This window comes from Mycobacterium sp. OAE908 (assembly GCF_017872775.1).
Taxonomy (GTDB): domain Bacteria; phylum Actinomycetota; class Actinomycetes; order Mycobacteriales; family Mycobacteriaceae; genus Mycobacterium.
In genome coordinates this window covers 966,550-983,695 of the sequence record NZ_JAGGJL010000001.1, presented here as the reverse complement: position 1 = coordinate 983,695, position 17,146 = coordinate 966,550, and the positions used below count along the sequence as shown (strand labels likewise).

Sequence of the window (17,146 nt, the reverse complement as noted above, 5' to 3'; positions counted from 1 at the left end):
CTATGCGAGGCATGTCAGCCTCAGCCCATGACGGACTTTGACGCGATTGTCGTTGGCGCGGGCCACAACGGGCTCACCGCGGCCGTACTGCTCCAGAAGGCGGGGCTGCGCACCCTCTGCCTGGACTCCAAGCTCTACGCCGGCGGAATGGCGTCCACGGTGGAGCTGTTCGACGGGTATCAGTTCGAGATCGCAGGCTCGGTGCAGATTCCGACCTCGGCGGTCGTGAGCAGGGAACTGGGGCTCGACGGGCTGCCAACCGTTGACCTTGACGTGATGTCGGTGTCGCTGCGAGGCGTCGGTGACGAACCGCTGGTCTACTACACCGACCCGATGAAGCTGCTGACGCACATCAACGAGGTGCACGGTGCCGAGGCCGTCAACGGTATGGCAGGCCTGATGGCGTGGTGCCAGGCGCCGACGCGCGCGCTCGGACGCTTCGACGCGGGCACACCGCCGAAGACGCTCGACGAGATGTATGCCTGCGCGACAAACGAATTCGAGCGTTCGACGATCACCGATCTGCTGTTCGGCTCCGTCACCGATGTGATCGATCGCTACCTGCCCGACAAAGAGAAGAACGGCGCGTTGCGCGGCATGCTCGCGCTGCTGGCGTGCAACACCACCTATCGCGGTCCCGCGACTCCCGGCACCGCCGCGGCGCTGGCCTACGGATTCGCCGTTCCCGACGAGAACGCGCTACTGGTGAAGAAGGTCGTAGGCGGCATCGGTGCGCTGACATCGCATCTGCTGGACGTGTTCACCTCGCACGGTGGCGAACTTCGGCTGCGCAGCAAGGTCGACGAAATTCTGATTGCCGACAACCGCGTCAGCGGCGTCCGACTCGAGGACGGCAGCACGATCAGCGCGCCGGTCGTCGTGTCGGGCATCGCACCGGACCTGACGATCAGCCTGGTCGACGGCGCCGCGGTACCCGCCGACATCCGGGAGCGGTTCTCCCGCGTCGACCACCGCGGCAGTTACCTGCAGATGCACTTCGCGCTCGACGGGGTGCCGGAATTCGCGCCGCCCTACGAGATGCTCAACGACCCCGCGATGCAGTCCAACATCGGCATCTTCAGCACGCCGGAGGAACTGCAGCGGCAGTGGGAGGACTGCAGGCGCGGGATCGTGCCCGCCGATCCCTCGATCGCGCTGCAGATTCCGTCCGTCAACGACCCTGGCCTTGCGCCGGCGGGCAAGCACGCAGCCTCGGCATTTTCGCTCTGGTTTCCGATAGAGGACGGCGACACCGGCTACGGGGAGATGAAAGTGGAGATGGGGCAGCGGGTCATCGACAAAATCACCCGGCTCGCACCGAACTTCGAAAGCCTGATCATCAGGCACACCACCTTCACCCCGAAACACATGGGCACCATGTTCGGTGCGCCGGGCGGCGACTACTGCCACGGGCTGATCCACCCCGACCAGATCGGCATCAACCGGCCGGGGCCGAAAGGCTATGTCGATCAACCGATTCCGATCGACGGGCTCTACCTGGGAAGTGCCGGCTGCCACGGCGGGCCCGGCATCACGTTCATCCCCGGCTACAACGCCGCGCAGGCAGTGCTCGCCGACAACAACTGACGCGTTTCAAGATCCCTGAGGTGGGGAACGCCACCGGGCATGGCAATCACTGTTGCCGTCACGGGTCCCACGGGCGACATCGGCATCTCAGCGGTGCAGGCCCTCGAAGAGGCACCTGAAGTCGAACGGATCATCGGGATGGCTCGCCGACCCTTTGATCCGGCCGCCCACGGCTGGACCCGGACGGAATATCTACAGGGCGACATTCTGGACCGCGGCGCGGTCGACGCGCTGGTCGCCGAGGCCGACGTGGTGGTCCATCTGGCGTTCATCATCATGGGCTCCCGGGAGGAGAGCGCCCGCGTCAATCTCGAGGGCACACGCAACGTCTTCGAGGCGACGGTGGCGGCGGGTCGCCCGCGACGGTTGGTGTACACGTCGTCGGTGGCGGCATACGGCTACCACACCGACAACCCGGTGCCGATCACCGAAGACGTGCCGCCACGCGGGTCGCCCGAGCACTATTACTCCGAGCAGAAGGCCGCATGCGAGGCCGCGTTGGCCGAGATCACCGACGGCACGTCGCTACAGGTGTATGTGCTGCGCCCGTGCATCGTGGCAGGCCCAAAGGCGCCTGCCCTGGCCGAAGCGATGCCGTGGAACCAGCTGCCGGGCCCGGTCAAGCGAGTCGCGCAGGCGCTGCCGTTGCTCAAGCCGCCTTTCCCCGACCCCGGCACTCCGTTGCAGTTGGTTCACCACGACGACGTCGCTGCCGCAATCGCTTTGGCCGCAACGACGTCCGCTCCACCGGGCGCCTACAACATCGCGGGGGACGGGGTGCTGTCGATGTCCGACATCGCCGACACGCTTGGTGCCCGCCCATTCCGGGTGCCCCGGGTGGCGGCGGCGGCGGCATCGGACGTCATCTCGCGCCTGCCGTTCGTGCCGTCGGCGCTGGAATGGTTGCACGTCGGCCGCACGTCGGTGGTGATGGACACCGCCAAGGCGAAGTCCGACCTGGGCTGGACCCCGAAATACACTGCGGCCGAGACGCTGTCGTCCCTGGGGCAGGCGATCTAACGGTCGTCGGTGTCCTCGGCGGGCCCGCTCGGCGTCGCGCCGCCTTCGTCGGACCAGTCAACGCGATCGTCGGTGCCCTTGGCGGGGTCGCTCTGGACGTCGTCATCCGCGCCTGGCGCGCCCGCGTCCGAGTCGGCGGTCTTGGGTTTGTTGCTGCTCACCCGTCCTGACTACCCGCATCGTCTGGCTCGGAAACGGTCAGCACGACGTCCACCACGTAAGGACTCCGCTCCAGTTCGTGCTCGAGCCTGCGCAGAGTACGGGCGACGGAGGACTCGACCTTGTCGCCGACCAAGTCGACCCTGCCGACGATGAAAAGCTGCTTCGGGCCGATGAATTCGAGCCGAAGGTGACGCACCGAAGCGATCTCGGGCATCTCCTTCAGCTGAGTGAGCGCCGCATCGTAGAGGGCCGGCGTGCCGGGCTCGCCGGTCAGGAAGCGGCGATTGCGGTCGATCAACAGCACTGCCACTGCGCCCAGCAACAAGCCGATGACGATCGAACCGGCCGCGTCCCACGCCACCACGCCCGTCACCTCATGCATGGCGATCCCAAGGGCTGCGACGACGATGCCGATCAGCGCGGCACTGTCCTCGGCGAACACCGCGCGCACGGTCGGATCGGAGGTCAACAGCGCGTGGTCGAGCAGATCGCGGTCGAATCGCTTTGCCTCCCTGCGCAACTGGCGCATGGCCTGCAGCCAGGAGACCCCTTCGAGCGCGAATGCCACCGCCAGCACGACATAGGCAACCAGATAGTCCTCGGATCCCCGTTCACCGTGCAGGAGCTCGTCGACACCGCGCCAAACCGAAATCGTCGCACCGATGACGAACAGGCCCACGGCTGCCAGCAGCGACCATACGTAGGCCTCGCGGCCGTACCCCAGCGGATGCTGTTCGTCGGGCCTGCGGGCACTGCGCCGGTCGGCGATCAGCAGAAAGATCTCGTTGCCGGTATCGGCCCAGGAATGGGCGGCCTCGGCAGCCATCGAGGCCGACCCCGAAACCACGGCGGCAACGGTCTTTGCCACCGCGATGGCGAAATTCGCACCGAACGCGACAAGTACGGTCAGTGTGCTTTCGCCACCGGACTCCACCACGAGAGTTCAGTCGCGGTTACGGAGTTGCGCCACCCAGTCCTTCGGCACCCGATCGCTGGGCCCGGGCGCAGGCTGGTCGGTGGGATGGGACTCGGGCGCGGCGAGTTCGGGCCCGTCGTAGTACTCGTTTGTGTCGTAATTCCAGAACCAGTCTTCACCGGGCTCGAACGACCGGATGATCGGATGACCGGTCTCGCGCCAATGTGCCGAGGCGTGCCGGGCCAACGAGTCGTCGCAACAGCCGATGTGCCCGCACGCGGCGCAGCGACGCAGATGCACCCACCAGCCGCCGACAGCGTCGCATTCGACACAGCCCGTGCCGCTCGGCGGAACTGACGGATCCACAGCGGTGCTCATAGCTGACGAGCCTACCGACGCGGCCGCCCGGCGCTAACAAGACTATTAATCAACTTGATTTGATCGAACTGAGCGAAACCAAAGCCGTTGGGGCAACCAGCGAATTCCCCTTATTGACGGCCTTGTCTGCGCACGGTGCCGCGTTGACAGCTAACCCGGGCTCTCTTAGCGTCCCGCGCAAGCTTTGCGACGATGGGAATGCATGTGGGATCTGCGGAGGGGTGCTCGCGCGCGGCAATGACGCTGCAGTCGTCGCCATGCGTTCGTCCTCTCGGCGGTCGACCGTGACAGAGACCGCTTGGTCGAAACCCGCATTCGCGATCGGAGACTTCGTCGTCCTGGTCGGCGAGACGTTCGCCGCCGTGGTGCGACCACCGTTCGCGTGGCGGGAGTTGCTCGATCAGATCTGGTTCGTGGCCAGGGTGTCGATCGTCCCGACGCTGGTGCTGTCCATTCCGTACACCGTGCTGATCGTCTTCACGCTCAACATCGTGCTGATCGAAGTCGGCGCGGGCGATCTGTCCGGTGCCGGTGCCGCGCTGGCGTCGGTGACACAGGTGGGTCCGGTGGTCACGGCTATCGTCGTCTCCGGCGCGGCCGCCACCGCGATGTGCGCCGATCTGGGCGCCCGGACAATCCGCGAGGAAATCGACGCGATGAAGGTCATCGGCGTAGACCCCGTTCAGGCGCTGGTGGTGCCGCGGGTGACTGCCGCGACTTTCGTTGCGCTGATGCTGTATTCGGTTGTCGCCGTCGTCGGCCTCGCGGGAAGTTACTTCTTCGTCGTCTTCATCCAGCATGTGACCCCCGGGGCGTTCGTCGCGGGGATGACTCTGTTGACCGGTCTGCCGCAGGTCGTCGTGTCCCTGGTCAAGGCGCTGCTGTTCGGACTCTCGGCAGGCCTGATCGCCTGCTACAAGGGCCTGCACGTCGGTGGTGGGCCGACGGCGGTCGGCAACGCGGTCAACGAAACCGTCGTGTTCGCCTTCATGGCGTTGTTCCTCATCAACATTCTGGCCACCGCGTTCGGCGTGAAAGTCGCGCCGTGACAACTGCTTTAGTCGACCGGACCCGCAGGCTGGGGGAGCAGACCGCCTTCTACGGCAAGGCGCTGTGGGCTACCCCTGACGCGATGCGGCGCTATCCGGAAATGGTGCTGCGCCAGATCGCGGGCATGGGCATGGGCACCGGGGCGTTGGCCGTCATCGGCGGCACAGTGGCGATCATCGGCTTCCTGACGTTGTGCACAGGCGCCCTGATCGCCGCACAGGGCTACAACACGTTGTCGAATGTCGGAATCGAAGCCCTGACAGGGTTTCTGGGCGCATTTCTCAACGTCCGGTTCATCGCTCCGGCGACCGCAGGCGTGGCGCTCGCCGCAACCATCGGTGCCGGTGCCACCGCACAGATCGGCGCCATGCGCATCAATGAGGAGATCGATGCGCTGGAAGTGATGGGGATCCGGGTGATCACCTACCTGGCGTCCACCCGCATCGTGGCAGGCGTGGTCGCCGTCATTCCCATTTACACGGTGTCCGTGCTGATGTCGTTTCTCGCGACGCGGTTCGGGACGACGGTCGTCTACGGGCAGTCGCGCGGCGTATACGACCACTACTTCACGACGTTCCTGCAGCCGACGGACCTGTTGTGGTCCTTCATCGAGGCGTTGTCGATGGCGGCGGCCGTGATGGCGGTGCACACCTACTACGGCTATACCGTGACCGGTGGTCCAGCAGGCGTCGGCGAGGCTGTCGGCCGCGCGGTGCGAACCTCCATCACCGCAGGCGTTTTCATCCTGCTGACCATCACACTGTCGGTATACGGGCAGTCCGGCAACTTCCACCTGTCGGGGTGACGGGCATGGACAACGCGCCGCGGCGCGGTGGAATCGATCCCATTTGGTGGGCGCCGGTGCTGATCGTGGTGATCGTGGCGCTGTCCACACTGACGGCCCTGTTGTTCAACGGGACCCTGCGCGAAACCATCCCACTCACCCTGGTCTCCGACAGGGCCGGTCTGGTCATGGAGAACGGCGCGAAGGTGAAGTTGCGCGGTGTCCAGGTCGGCGAGGTCGCCACCATCGGCGAAGACGCAAGTCTGTCGAAGCTGACGCTCAAAATGGATCGCGGGCCATTTCAGTATCTGCCGAGCAACGTCGAGGCAGAGATCAAGTCCAGCACCGCATTTGGGGCCAAGTACGTCGATCTCATCGTGCCCGACGCGCCGAGTGCGAAGCCGTTGGCACCAGGCGCGGTGCTGCACTCGCGAAACGTGACCGTGGAGGTCAACACCGTCTTCCAGAATCTGCAGTCAGTGGTCCACTCTGTCGACCCGGCGAAGCTGAACGCGGTGCTTTCCGCCGTCGCCGAGTCGGTGCGCGGCAAGGGCGAACGCATCGGCGAGGCGATCACCGACGCGAACAACGTGTTGCTCGCGGTGAACCCGCGGATGCCGACCGTTCGGGTGGACTGGCAGCTGTTCGGTCAGACCGCCGAAACGTATTCGAATGCAGCACAGGACATCCTGTCGATTCTCGACTCGTTCTCGACAACCAGTGCAACGCTGACGACGCACGCCAAGTCGCTGGATCAGCTACTTCTCTCCGCGGTCGGTTTTTCCCAGTCGGGCATCAACACGATTGGCGCCAACCAGTCGAACCTGGTGCGCGCGATGAACATCCTTGACCCCACCACCGCGCTGCTGATGAAGTACTCGCCGACCTACACCTGCCTGTTCCAGGGCGCGCAATGGTTCCTCGACCATGGTGGCCGAGATGCGTTGGGCGGCAACGGCAAGTCCGTGATCATGGACGCCGGCCTGTTGATGGGCGACGACCCATATCGCTTCCCCGACAACCTGCCGACCGTCAACGCCAAGGGCGGCCCAGGCGGCAAGCCCAGTTGCGGCTCGCTGCCCGACGTCAGCAAGAACTTTCCGGTCAAGTACTTGGTCACCGACACCGGGTTCGGCACCGGCCTGGACATCCGGCCCAACCCGGGCATCGGCTTCCCGGGGATTGCGAATTACTTCCCAGTGACCAAGGCGAACCCGGAGCCGCCGAGGATCCGTTACAACGGCCCGCCCGCACCGGGTCCGTGGCCCGCCTACCCCGGCGCACCTCCCTACGGCGCACCGGAATACGGGCCGGACGGCACGCCGCTCTACCCGCCGCCGCCTGGGGGCACGCCATGAGACGCAGGACCATTCGCGCCGCGACCCGGGTGGCGCTGTTTTCGGCGCTGTGCCTGGTCTCCATGTTCGTTCTGGTGACGGTGTTCGGACAATTCCGGTTCGACTCGCGCGTGTCCTACACCGCGGTGTTCACGAATGTCTCCGGCCTGAAGGGCGGCAACTTCGTCCGCATCGCAGGCGTCGAGGTCGGCAAGGTCAAGGACCTGACCCTGCACAAGGACGGGACCGTCACGGTCGACTTCGCCATCGACAAGGGTCTGCAGCTCACCGAAGGCACCAAGGCTGCGGTCCGGTACGAGAACCTGATCGGTGACCGTTACCTGTCCCTCGAAGAGGGGCCGGGGTCAGTGCGCAAACTTCAACCGGGAGAGACGATCCCGCTGGCGCGGACGTCGCCCGCACTCGACGTCGACGCGCTCATCGGCGGCTTTCGTCCGCTGTTCCGCGCGCTGGACCCCAATCAGGTCAACGCGCTGTCCGGTGAGCTACTGAAGGTGTTCCAGGGTCAGGGCGGCACCATTTCGTCGGTGCTCTCCCAGACATCGGCACTGACAACGACTCTCGCGGGCCGCGACGAACTCATCGGGCAGGTGATCACCAACCTGGACACCGTCCTCGGCACCTTCGCCGCTCGAGACGATCAGTTCTCGGAGGGTCTGGACAATCTGTCACAACTGGTGCAGGGGCTGGCCGACCGAAAGAACGACATTGCGACCGGTACCGCTTACATCAACGCCGCCGCAGGCTCCGTCGCCGACCTCTTGACAGATGCACGGCAACCCATCAAGGACCTCGTGCAGCAGTCCGACCGGGTAGCCGGCCAGATCGAGGCCGATCATGACTACGTCGACGACCTTGTCAAGACGCTGCCCGACGCCTACCAGGTGCTTGCCCGCAACGGCCTCTACGGCGACTACTTCGGCTTCTATTTGTGCGATGCGATTCTCAAGGTCAACGGAAAAGGCGGCCAGCCCGTGTTCATCAAACTCGCCGAACAGACCTCGGGACGGTGCACACCGAAATGACGCGCATCAAGTTGCCGAAGATCAAGCCGCTTGGCGAGCGCAATCGGGTGGTGGTCGGCGCCGTCGGCATCCTGGTTGTCGTCGTCGCCGTGATCGCCGTCTTTTCATACGACAAGATTCCGTTCATCAAAGGCACGTCTGACTATTCGGCGTACTTCTCTGAGGCCGGTGGCATCAAGCCCGGCAGTGATGTTCGGGTGTCGGGTCTCGGTGTCGGGAGAGTTTCGAGCATCCATTTGGACGGAACGAAGGTGTTGGTGGACTTCACGGTCCGCGACGGCGTCGAACTTGGCGACCAGACCGAGGCTGCAATCAAGACCGAAACCGTGCTCGGCACCAAGTTTCTCGAACTGACCCCGCGTGGGGACGGCAATCTCGCCGGCCCGATTCCGCTGGAGCGCACGAAGTCTCCCTACGATCTGCCCGACGCCCTTGGGGACCTGACCACCACCATCAGCGCGCTGGACACCACGCAGCTGTCGTCGGCGCTCACCACACTGGCGGACACGTTCAAAGACACGCCGCCCGATCTGAAAATCGCGTTGGAGGGCGTGGCGCGCTTCTCCGACACCCTCAACACCCGCGATGCCCAGTTGCGCAACCTGCTGGCCAACGCGAATACGGTCACCGCGGTGTTGGCCAAGCGCAGCGACCAGATCGCGAGCCTGGTCGCGAACACCAACGCCCTGCTGGCCGAGCTTCTGTCGCAACGCAATTCGGTCGATGCGTTGATGAACAACCTCACCGCGGTTTCGCACCAGATATCCGGCCTCGTCAACGACAACCGCACGCAACTCAAGCCCGCCCTCGACAAAGTGAACGGTGTACTGGGCATCCTGGACAACCGCAAGAAGGAGCTGCAACGCACGCTGTATCTGCTTCGGCGGTACGCGATGTCGTTCGGCGAGGTGTTGGGATCCGGGCCGTTCTTCAAGGCCTCACTGGTCAATCTGGCCCCGGGGCAGTTCGCGCAGCCGTTCATCGACGCCGCATTCTCCGATCTGGGTCTGGATCCCAACGTGCTGCTGCCGTCGCAACTGGTGGACCCCGGAGTAGGCCAGCCGGGCACGCCTGCGCTGCCCGTGCCGTATCCACGCACCGGGCAGGGCGGAGATCCACATTTGACACTCCCGGACGCGATTACGGGTAATCCAGGTGATCCGGGCTGCGGGCCGCCCGGCCTTCCGCTGCCCGGCCCCACCGGCTGCTACCCCTACCGCGATCCGCTGCCTGCGCCACCGCCAGGTGGACCGCCGCCAGGACCGCCCGCGCTCGCGCCTGCTGCCGGTGAACTGCCGCCCCCGACCTTTGGGCCGCCGGCGCCGGAACCCAGGGTCGGTCCGGCGGTACCGCAACCGAGATCTGATCCGCTGCAGCCGGTTCCCACGGGAGACCAATGATCAGCGCGCGCACGCTGAGGATTGCGACCGCGATCACCTTGGCCGTCACTCTTGTCGTGGCGATAACCGTGGTGGCCACGCCATGGTGGAAGAGCGTCGCCAGGAATACCTACGTCGCCTACTTCGCCAACACCAACGGTCTCTATACCGGCGACGAGGTACGCATCCTCGGGGTCGCCGTCGGGACCGTCGAAGAGATCGACCCGCAGCCGGCCGCGGCCAAGGTGACGTTCTCGGTCGACAGGGAGTACCCGGTACCGGCTGATGTCCAGGCCGCGATCCTGTCACCGTCACTTGTATCCGCGCGTGCGATCCAACTGGTCCCCGCGTACTCCAGCGGCCCGAAATTGGCTGACGGCGCGACGATTCCGAAGGAGCGCACCGCGGTCCCCGTCGAGTGGGACGACCTGCGCCAGCAGCTGGAGAAGCTCACCGACTCGCTGCAGCCCACCACGCCAGGCGGCGTCAGCCCCGTCGGCGAGTTCATCAACAGCACGGCTGCCAACCTGCGCGATCAGGGCGACACGGCACATGACACGGTAGTCAAACTCTCCAAAGCGATTTCGGCTCTCGGCGACCACAGTACTGACATCTTCAGCACGGTGCGCAACCTGCAGATGCTGGTGTCAGCGTTGTCTTCGAGCAGCGATCTGCTCGCCGCGTTCAACACGAACTTGGCGGACATCACGACGGTACTTTCGAACACGCCCAACGAAGTGGCCGATGCGACGAAGGGTCTTGACGCAGCGGTGAACGACCTGCGTGGCTTCGTCGCCGACAACCGAGAGAGCATCGGCGTCACCGTCGATCACCTGAACGCTGTCACCACTGCGCTGAACGAGAGCCGCGGTGACATCAAGCAGGTTCTACACATCGCGCCGACGGTGTTCCAGAACTTCATGAACATCTATCAACCCGCACAGAGCGCCGTCACCGGCATCTTGGCACCGGTCAACTTCGCCAACACCGTCCAATTCATCTGCAGCGCAATTCAAGCCGCGTCACGGCAGAACTGGGAGCAGTCGTCGAAGCTGTGCGTCCAGTATCTCGCGCCGATCATCAAGAACCGCCAGTACAACTTCCCGCCGCTCGGGGTGAATCCCTTCGTGGGAGCGTCGGCGCGGCCGAACGAGATCACCTACAGCGAGGACCGGCTGAACCCGCACCTGCCGCCACAGGCACCGCAGAGTGTCCCGGCCACCGAGCCGGGAGAGCCACTGGCGGCAGAAGCGGCAGTCGGCGACCTGCCCCCGGAAGCGACGTCCACCGACCCGAGCCAGGGTCTGCAGGGCCTGATGGTGCCGCCTGGGGGCTCTCCGTGAGGCGCACGGTTATTGCGGCGCTGATCGTCGCGTGTTTGTCCGCGATCCCTGGCTGTGAGTGGCGCGGACTCAACTCATTGTCCCTGCCGGGGACTGAAGGATCCGGCGACGGCTCGTACATCATCCAAGCGCAGCTACCCGATGTCGTTGTGATTCAACAGAACACCCGGGTGCGCGTCGCCGATGTCAACGTCGGCAACGTCACCAAGATCGAGGTGCAGGACTGGCATGCGCTGGTGACCATGCGCATCAACAAAGATGTCCATCTGCCCGCGAACAGCACCGCCAAAGTCGGGCAGACCAGCCTGCTGGGGTCCATGCATATCGAACTGGCTCCGCCCACCGACGAGCCGCCCCAGGGTGAGCTCAAGGACGGTTCGGTGATTCCGCTCGCCAGAGCCGATACCTATCCCACCACCGAGCAGACGTTGGCGTCGGTGTCGGTTCTGCTCAACGGCGGCGGGCTTGGTCAGCTTCAGGAGATCAACCAGTCGTTCGCCAAGGCGCTGGCCGGGCGCGAGAACGACATGCGCAGCCTACTGAATCAGTTGGATACCTTCATTACTCAGCTCAACGAGCAGACTGACGACATCATCGCGGCCACTGAACATCTCAACTCGCTGGCCGGCCAGGTCGCCGCGAAGGATCAGACCGTCGACAAGGCGCTCACCACGATCCCGCAGGCGCTGGCGGTGCTGTCGGATTCTCGCACCAAGTTGGCGAACGCGATCGACGCGCTGGGCAAGTTCAGCGCGATCGCCACGTCGACGGTGAACCAGACGAAGGAATCGTTCGTGAACAACCTGCGCAACATGGCGCCGGTGTTCAGGGAACTGGCCAACGCCGGGCCCGCGCTCACGAAGGGGCTGGACTTCCTGTCGACGTACCCGTGGGTGAAGAGCACGCTCGCCAACTGGTTCCGCGGCGACTTCGCCAACATCACCCTCGTCATCGATCTGACGCTGAGCCGGATCGACAGCAGCTTGTTCACCGGAACGCGCTGGGAAGGTGATCTCACCGAACTCGAAATTCAATGGGGCCGCACCATCGGGCAGATGCCCAGCCCGTACACCGCGGGCAATCCGCTGATCGCCCCATATCGCTGGGGGGCGTACTAGTGCTGCGTCTGACCCGGCAGGTGTGGATACAGCTGGCGACCATGGCGGTAATCACCGTCATCGCCGTCGGCGTGATGGCGTTCGGTTTCGTGAAAGTCCCCGCGTTGCTCGGGATCGGACGCTACACGGTGACGGTCGATCTCCCCGCCTCCGGCGGTCTGTACCCGACGTCGGTGGTGACATATCGGGGCACCGAGATCGGCAGGGTCAAGTCGGTCGAGGCCACTCGCGACGGCGTTCAAGCGGTTCTTGTTCTCAACTCCGACCCACCGGTCCCGTCCGACGTTTCAGCGGCTGTCCATAGCCGCTCCGCTGTCGGTGAACAGTTTCTCGAACTGACCCCGAAGTCGGCGAACGCACAGAAGCTGCGTGACGGTGATGTCATTCCCGTTGGCAGGGTGCAGATTCCGGCTGATATCGGAAGCCTGCTCGATGCGACGAACAGGGCACTGCAGGCGATCCCGCCAGACAATCTGCGCACGGTCGTCGACGAGGCCGATAAGGCCGTCGGGGGGCTGGGGCCTGAACTGTCGCGCATCGTCGACGGGTCCACCTCGCTGGCGATCGAGGCGGGTAAGACCGTCGATCCGATCAGCCAGCTGATCGATCAGTCTCCGCCCGTATTGAATTCTCAAGTGCAGACCGCAGATTCGATCGCGACGTGGGCGCAGCGGATGGCGTCGATCACGGGCCAATTCAAGGCGCAGGACGCCGCCTTCGCCGATCTGCTCAATGTCGGTAGTCCCGCGTTGGAGGAAGGCAGGGCGCTGTTCGACCGGGTCGCGCCTGCGTTGCCGGTGCTGCTCGCGAATCTGGTCAGCCTCGGCGACATCGCGGTCACCTACCGCAACGACCTGGAGCAGCTGCTGGTGCTTTTCCCGCAGGGCACCGCGGTCATGTCAGCGATCGCCGTCGCCGATTCCGGTGTCAAACAGGCGTATCGGGGCATCTATCTCGACTTCAACCTCAATCTCAACCTGCCGCCGCCATGCAACACGGGCTTTCTGCCAGTCCGGCAGCAGCGATCACCGTCGGACCAGGATTACCCCGAGCGGCCGGCGGGCGAGTTGTATTGCCGCATCCCGCAGGACTCGGACATGAATGTCCGTGGGGTGCGCAACATTCCGTGCGAGACGAAGCCGGGCAAGCGCTCGCCGACGGTGGAGCTGTGCGAGAGCGACGAGCAGTACGTGCCGCTCAACGACGGCCTCAATTGGAAGGGCGATCCGAACGCGACGCTGTCCGGGCAAGGCATCCCGCAGTACGCGCCGCCGCCGCCGGTGGCCGCCGTCCCTTACGACCCGGCGACCGGCGACTACATCGGTCCGGACGGAAAGCGCTACACGCAGGCCGACTTGGCGCACCCCGGCAACAAGACGTGGCAGTCGATGCTGGTGCCGCCGACGCCCTAGCGCGCCATTGTCGAGTCCGGCGAATGCCAGTCGGTCGACACGAAGCGGTGCCGGATCAACCAGTCGTCCCCGACGGGCACGAAGACGTCGCGGTAACGGCCGTAGTGGTCGAGGCCGATCTCGGTGACAACCGTGAAATAACACGCGACGTGCACCTCGGTTGGGGCTACCTGGGTGAAACGGATGTTCGTCAGGTTGTGACGCACGATGCGTTTGGTGCCTGACGTCTGCGCGGCCGCGTTCGGCGTTTCCACCACGCCGCCCAGCAGCTCGACGATCGCGGCACGCCCGCGCACCGGCTCATTGCCGCGCAGCTCGAGCTCGCCGTCCTCGCAGAAGCTTTGAGCCAGCTCGTCGAGCCGCAGCGAGTCGCCCGACCAGTTGTAGCGGGCCAACGTGTCTCTGATGCGTTCGCGAGCAACCAGCTCCCAAAGCTCCATGACGGCAACGGTAAACCCGCTAGGGTCGCGCCATGGCTACCAGCGATTCCCGTGAGGTTGTGATCGAGGCCAGTCCGGAGGAGATTCTCGACGTCATCGCCGACGTCGAGGCGACGCCGACATGGTCGCCGCAGTACCAGAGCGCCGAGGTCCTGGAGGCCTACGACGACGGCAGGCCCAAGCGGGTCAAGATGAAGATCAAGACCGCGGGCATCTCGGACGAACAGGTCGTCGAATACACCTGGTCAGACGATGTCGTCAGGTGGACCCTGATCAGCGCGAGCCAGCTCAAGGCCCAGGATGCGTCCTACACCCTCACGCCCGACGGTGAAAAGACCAAAGTCCGGTTCGACATCTCGATCGACCTGGCGATCCCGTTGCCGGGGTTCGTGCTCAAACGGGCAATGAAAGGTGGGGTGGAAACCGCCACCGACGGCCTGCGCAAGCAGGTGCTGAAGGTCAAGAAGGGTAGCTAGCGCACCTCGTAGCAAAATTCGGGCGAACTCCTCATTACTCCGCGTGGCGCCATCGCCGCTCTTACGCTTCTGAGATGCGCCTGTCGTGGCCGTTAATAGGTCGGACGGAGGAGATGCGGGCCGTCGGTGCCGCCATCTCGGCTTCGGCCGCGTCGGGCATCCTCATCTGCGGAGCGGCGGGGGTTGGCAAGAGTCGGATCGCCCGCGAGGCCCTGTCGGCGGCCGCTTCGCAGGGCTGTGAGACCCGCTGGACGGTCGGCACCGCTTCGGCGCGGGAGATTCCGCTAGGGGCGTTCACCGCGTGGGCACATTCGGGCGTCACGGACACCATTCAACTGCTGCAGGGCGTCATCGAGTCGCTGACTTCATCGTCTGCATCCGCAGGGGTGGTCCTCGGTGTCGACGACATCCATCTGCTCGACGACCTCTCGACGTTCGTGGTGCATCAGATTGTGCAACGCGGGTTGGCGAAGGTGATACTCACTGCCCGGGACACTGCGCCGATCCCCGCGGCCATACAGGAGCTGTGGAAAGCGGGCCAGTTCGACAGGCTCGATCTGAAGCAACTGTCGCTTGACGAAGCCTCTTCGCTGCTGTCGGCGGCGCTGGGCGGTTCGGTGGATTCGGTTGCTGCCGAGCGGCTTTGGAAGCTGACCCGAGGAAACGTTCTTTATCTGCGCAACATCGTCGAGCAAGAGGTTGCCGACGGCCGAATCGTGCACGACAACGGGCTGTGGCGATGGATCGGGGAGCCGATCATGCCGCCCGGGCTGATTGAACTGATCGAGTCCCGTATCGGGGACTTGCCTGCGCCGGTCAGCGATGTGATCGACGTGCTGGCTGTCGCGGAACCGATCGACCTCACGGTGCTGACGAGGATCACCGATGCGGCAGCCGTCGAAGAGGCCGAAATCCGCGACCTGATAACGCTCGAGCCGGCAGGCGGAGGCATCGAGGTGCGGGTGGCGCATCCGCTGTACGGGCAGGTGCGCCGCCGACGCGTGGCGCACACCCGGCTACGCCGGCTACGGGGACTGGTGGCCACCGAACTCGCAGCCTCCGCTGAGCGTGACGAGATTCGAGTGATTGTCCGCCGCGCGGCGTTGAGTCTGGACTCCGACCTCGAACCGGACGCCGACCTGCTGGTCCAGGCAGCGCACGGTGCCGTTTGGCTCGGGGATCTCTCGCTCGCCGATCGACTTGCAGAAGCTGCAACACATGCCGGCGCGGGAGCCGAACCGAACTTCGTTCGCGCACACGCCTTGTCGTGGTCAGGGCGGGGTGAGGAGGCCGAGGCTGTCTTCGCGGATATCGACACCAGTCGGTTGAGCGATCACGACCGCGCCAGGTTCACGTTTCTGCGGTGTAGCAACCTGTTGTGGGCGCTTGGCGATCCGGCGCGAGCCAAAGAACTGATAGACGACGCATCGCGTTTCACCCCGCCGCGCGCTCGCGGGTACATCGATGCGTTCCTCACGATCTACTGGTTTGCGATGGATCAGCCGAAACAGGCCATGCAAGCCTCGAAATCTCTTGCACTGAAGGACATTCCGGTTGTCGGCGCCGAGATAGCGTGGGTGCTGGCGCAGATATCCGCGGATGCGGGGAACACCACAGAGGCGCTGGCCGACGCGAAGGCGGGCCATGGCGTCGCGGCTCGCGCTCTCGACGCTCCGCACATGAGATTCAACATCGCCGACGCCGAGGTCGGAGCGCTACTGCTGTCCGGCCGCGTTGCCGACGCCCTTGACGTCGCCGATCGCACACGGCAGCAGGCGGCCAACCTTCCAGGCGCCGCCGAACTCCTCGGTGCCGCGGTAGCCGGGCGGGCAGCGCTTGGCGCGGGCGATCTGCACAGCGCAAGCCCCCTGCTGGAGCATGCGGCCGAGGGACTGTCGGAATCTCATCCCACCGGATTTGGCTACCGCTATCGGATACCTCACGCGACAGCACTGGCCATCCGCGGGCTGACTGACGACGCGGTCGCAGTCTTGGCCGCCCTCGATGACGTACCGCGCCGATTCCGCTCTCTGGATCACGAAATGAGCCTCGCCAGAGCGTGGGTGGCTGCGAGCCAGGGCGCGGTCAGCGAGGCGATCAACACTGTGCTGTCAGCGGCGGAGCGGGCCAAGGAAACGGGCCGATACGCCGCAGAAGTGCTGTGTCTGCAGACCGCCACCCAGTTCGGGGACCGCACCGCAGCGGCCCGCCTGCGCGAACTCAAGTCGATCGTCGAAGGCCCACGCGCCGGTTTGGCCGCACGCTTCGCCGAGGCCCTTTGTGAAGGTAATGCCACTGAGTTGGCGGCGGTGTCAGAGGAATTCGAGCGCATGGGCGACCTCGTTGCCGCCCTGGATTCGGCCGGCCACGCCGCGCTGGCCTACCGGCGCCAAGACAAGCGAGGATCGGCACTGGGGTGCTCCACACGCGCAGACGACCTGGCCGCCAAATCCGGCGCGCGCACTCCGGCACTTCGTCAGGCGAGCGAAAGCTTGCCGCTCACCGACCGCGAAGCCGAAGTCGTGATGCTCATCGGTGAGGGACTGTCGAACCGCGCCGTCGCGGAGCGACTGACCCTTTCGATCCGAACGGTCGAGAGTCACATCTACCGAGCCATGATGAAAACCGGAACCACCAGCCGCGACGAACTCGCCGCGCTGATGCCGCGAAAGCGGGCGCGAACAGAGTGAGCTGAGAA

Annotated in this window: 16 protein-coding genes; 12 read left to right on the top strand and 4 right to left on the bottom strand. The window is 65.0% G+C overall.

Going from position 1 to position 17,146, the window contains the following annotated elements; all coding sequences use genetic code 11:
• Positions 1–27 precede the first annotated feature (27 nt).
• Both J3E61_RS04665 and J3E61_RS04660 read left to right on the top strand, forming a co-directional pair.
• On the top strand, positions 28–1,587 hold the full coding sequence (locus J3E61_RS04665; protein WP_210082779.1) for an NAD(P)/FAD-dependent oxidoreductase: 1,560 nt from the start codon (positions 28–30) through the stop codon (positions 1,585–1,587).
• Between the two features lie 39 nt (positions 1,588–1,626).
• Entirely contained in the window at positions 1,627–2,607 is a 981-nt protein-coding gene (locus J3E61_RS04660) for an NAD-dependent epimerase/dehydratase family protein (RefSeq protein ID WP_210082778.1), read from the top strand.
• On the opposite strand, the gene J3E61_RS04655 is transcribed toward J3E61_RS04660, so the two are convergent.
• Genes J3E61_RS04655 through J3E61_RS04645 form a run of 3 tightly spaced genes read right to left on the bottom strand, consistent with a single transcriptional unit; the run spans position 2,604 to position 4,063 of the window.
• Complete coding sequence (locus J3E61_RS04655; protein WP_192724128.1) at positions 2,604–2,768, bottom strand: hypothetical protein; 165 nt, start codon at positions 2,766–2,768, stop codon at positions 2,604–2,606. The genes J3E61_RS04660 and J3E61_RS04655 overlap by 4 nt on opposite strands.
• Positions 2,765–3,706, bottom strand: a complete 942-nt coding sequence (locus J3E61_RS04650) for a cation transporter (RefSeq protein ID WP_210082777.1) — start codon at positions 3,704–3,706, stop codon at positions 2,765–2,767. Before J3E61_RS04650 ends, J3E61_RS04655 begins: the two co-directional genes overlap by 4 nt.
• A gap of 6 nt (positions 3,707–3,712) precedes the next feature.
• Entirely contained in the window at positions 3,713–4,063 is a 351-nt protein-coding gene (locus tag J3E61_RS04645) for a UBP-type zinc finger domain-containing protein (RefSeq protein ID WP_192724126.1), read from the bottom strand.
• Positions 4,064–4,347: 284 nt separating this feature from the next.
• Between J3E61_RS04645 and J3E61_RS04640 the strand changes: the two genes are divergently transcribed.
• Genes J3E61_RS04640 through J3E61_RS04605 form a run of 8 tightly spaced genes read left to right on the top strand, consistent with a single transcriptional unit; the run spans position 4,348 to position 13,532 of the window.
• Entirely contained in the window at positions 4,348–5,112 is a 765-nt protein-coding gene (locus J3E61_RS04640) for an ABC transporter permease (protein ID WP_210082776.1), read from the top strand.
• A complete protein-coding gene (locus J3E61_RS04635; RefSeq protein WP_192724124.1) occupies positions 5,109–5,918 on the top strand; it encodes an ABC transporter permease in 810 nt (269 codons plus the stop codon). Before J3E61_RS04640 ends, J3E61_RS04635 begins: the two co-directional genes overlap by 4 nt.
• A gap of 5 nt (positions 5,919–5,923) precedes the next feature.
• Positions 5,924–7,255 (top strand): MCE family protein, encoded by a 1,332-nt coding sequence (locus J3E61_RS04630; RefSeq protein WP_210082775.1) that lies wholly within the window; start codon positions 5,924–5,926, stop codon positions 7,253–7,255.
• The gene (locus J3E61_RS04625; protein WP_210082774.1) at positions 7,252–8,280 is read left to right on the top strand and encodes an MCE family protein; all 1,029 of its coding nucleotides are present in this window, start codon (positions 7,252–7,254) and stop codon (positions 8,278–8,280) included. The genes J3E61_RS04630 and J3E61_RS04625 overlap by 4 nt, the downstream gene beginning before the upstream one ends.
• The gene (locus J3E61_RS04620; RefSeq protein ID WP_210082773.1) at positions 8,277–9,680 is read left to right on the top strand and encodes an MCE family protein; all 1,404 of its coding nucleotides are present in this window, start codon (positions 8,277–8,279) and stop codon (positions 9,678–9,680) included. The genes J3E61_RS04625 and J3E61_RS04620 overlap by 4 nt, the downstream gene beginning before the upstream one ends.
• Complete coding sequence (locus J3E61_RS04615; RefSeq protein WP_210082772.1) at positions 9,677–11,002, top strand: MCE family protein; 1,326 nt, start codon at positions 9,677–9,679, stop codon at positions 11,000–11,002. Before J3E61_RS04620 ends, J3E61_RS04615 begins: the two co-directional genes overlap by 4 nt.
• Complete coding sequence (locus J3E61_RS04610; protein WP_210082771.1) at positions 10,999–12,120, top strand: MCE family protein; 1,122 nt, start codon at positions 10,999–11,001, stop codon at positions 12,118–12,120. Before J3E61_RS04615 ends, J3E61_RS04610 begins: the two co-directional genes overlap by 4 nt.
• Entirely contained in the window at positions 12,120–13,532 is a 1,413-nt protein-coding gene (locus J3E61_RS04605; protein WP_210082770.1) for an MCE family protein, read from the top strand. Before J3E61_RS04610 ends, J3E61_RS04605 begins: the two co-directional genes overlap by 1 nt.
• Here J3E61_RS04605 and J3E61_RS04600 read toward each other — a convergent pair.
• The gene (locus tag J3E61_RS04600) at positions 13,529–13,972 is read right to left on the bottom strand and encodes a nuclear transport factor 2 family protein (RefSeq protein WP_192724117.1); all 444 of its coding nucleotides are present in this window, start codon (positions 13,970–13,972) and stop codon (positions 13,529–13,531) included. The two genes, J3E61_RS04605 and J3E61_RS04600, sit on opposite strands and share 4 nt — an antisense overlap.
• A gap of 32 nt (positions 13,973–14,004) precedes the next feature.
• On the opposite strand from J3E61_RS04600, the gene J3E61_RS04595 reads away from it, so the two are divergent.
• Both J3E61_RS04595 and J3E61_RS04590 read left to right on the top strand, forming a co-directional pair.
• The gene (locus J3E61_RS04595; RefSeq protein ID WP_210082769.1) at positions 14,005–14,448 is read left to right on the top strand and encodes an SRPBCC family protein; all 444 of its coding nucleotides are present in this window, start codon (positions 14,005–14,007) and stop codon (positions 14,446–14,448) included.
• Between the two features lie 74 nt (positions 14,449–14,522).
• On the top strand, positions 14,523–17,138 hold the full coding sequence (locus J3E61_RS04590; RefSeq protein ID WP_210082768.1) for a helix-turn-helix transcriptional regulator: 2,616 nt from the start codon (positions 14,523–14,525) through the stop codon (positions 17,136–17,138).
• Positions 17,139–17,146 lie beyond the last annotated feature (8 nt).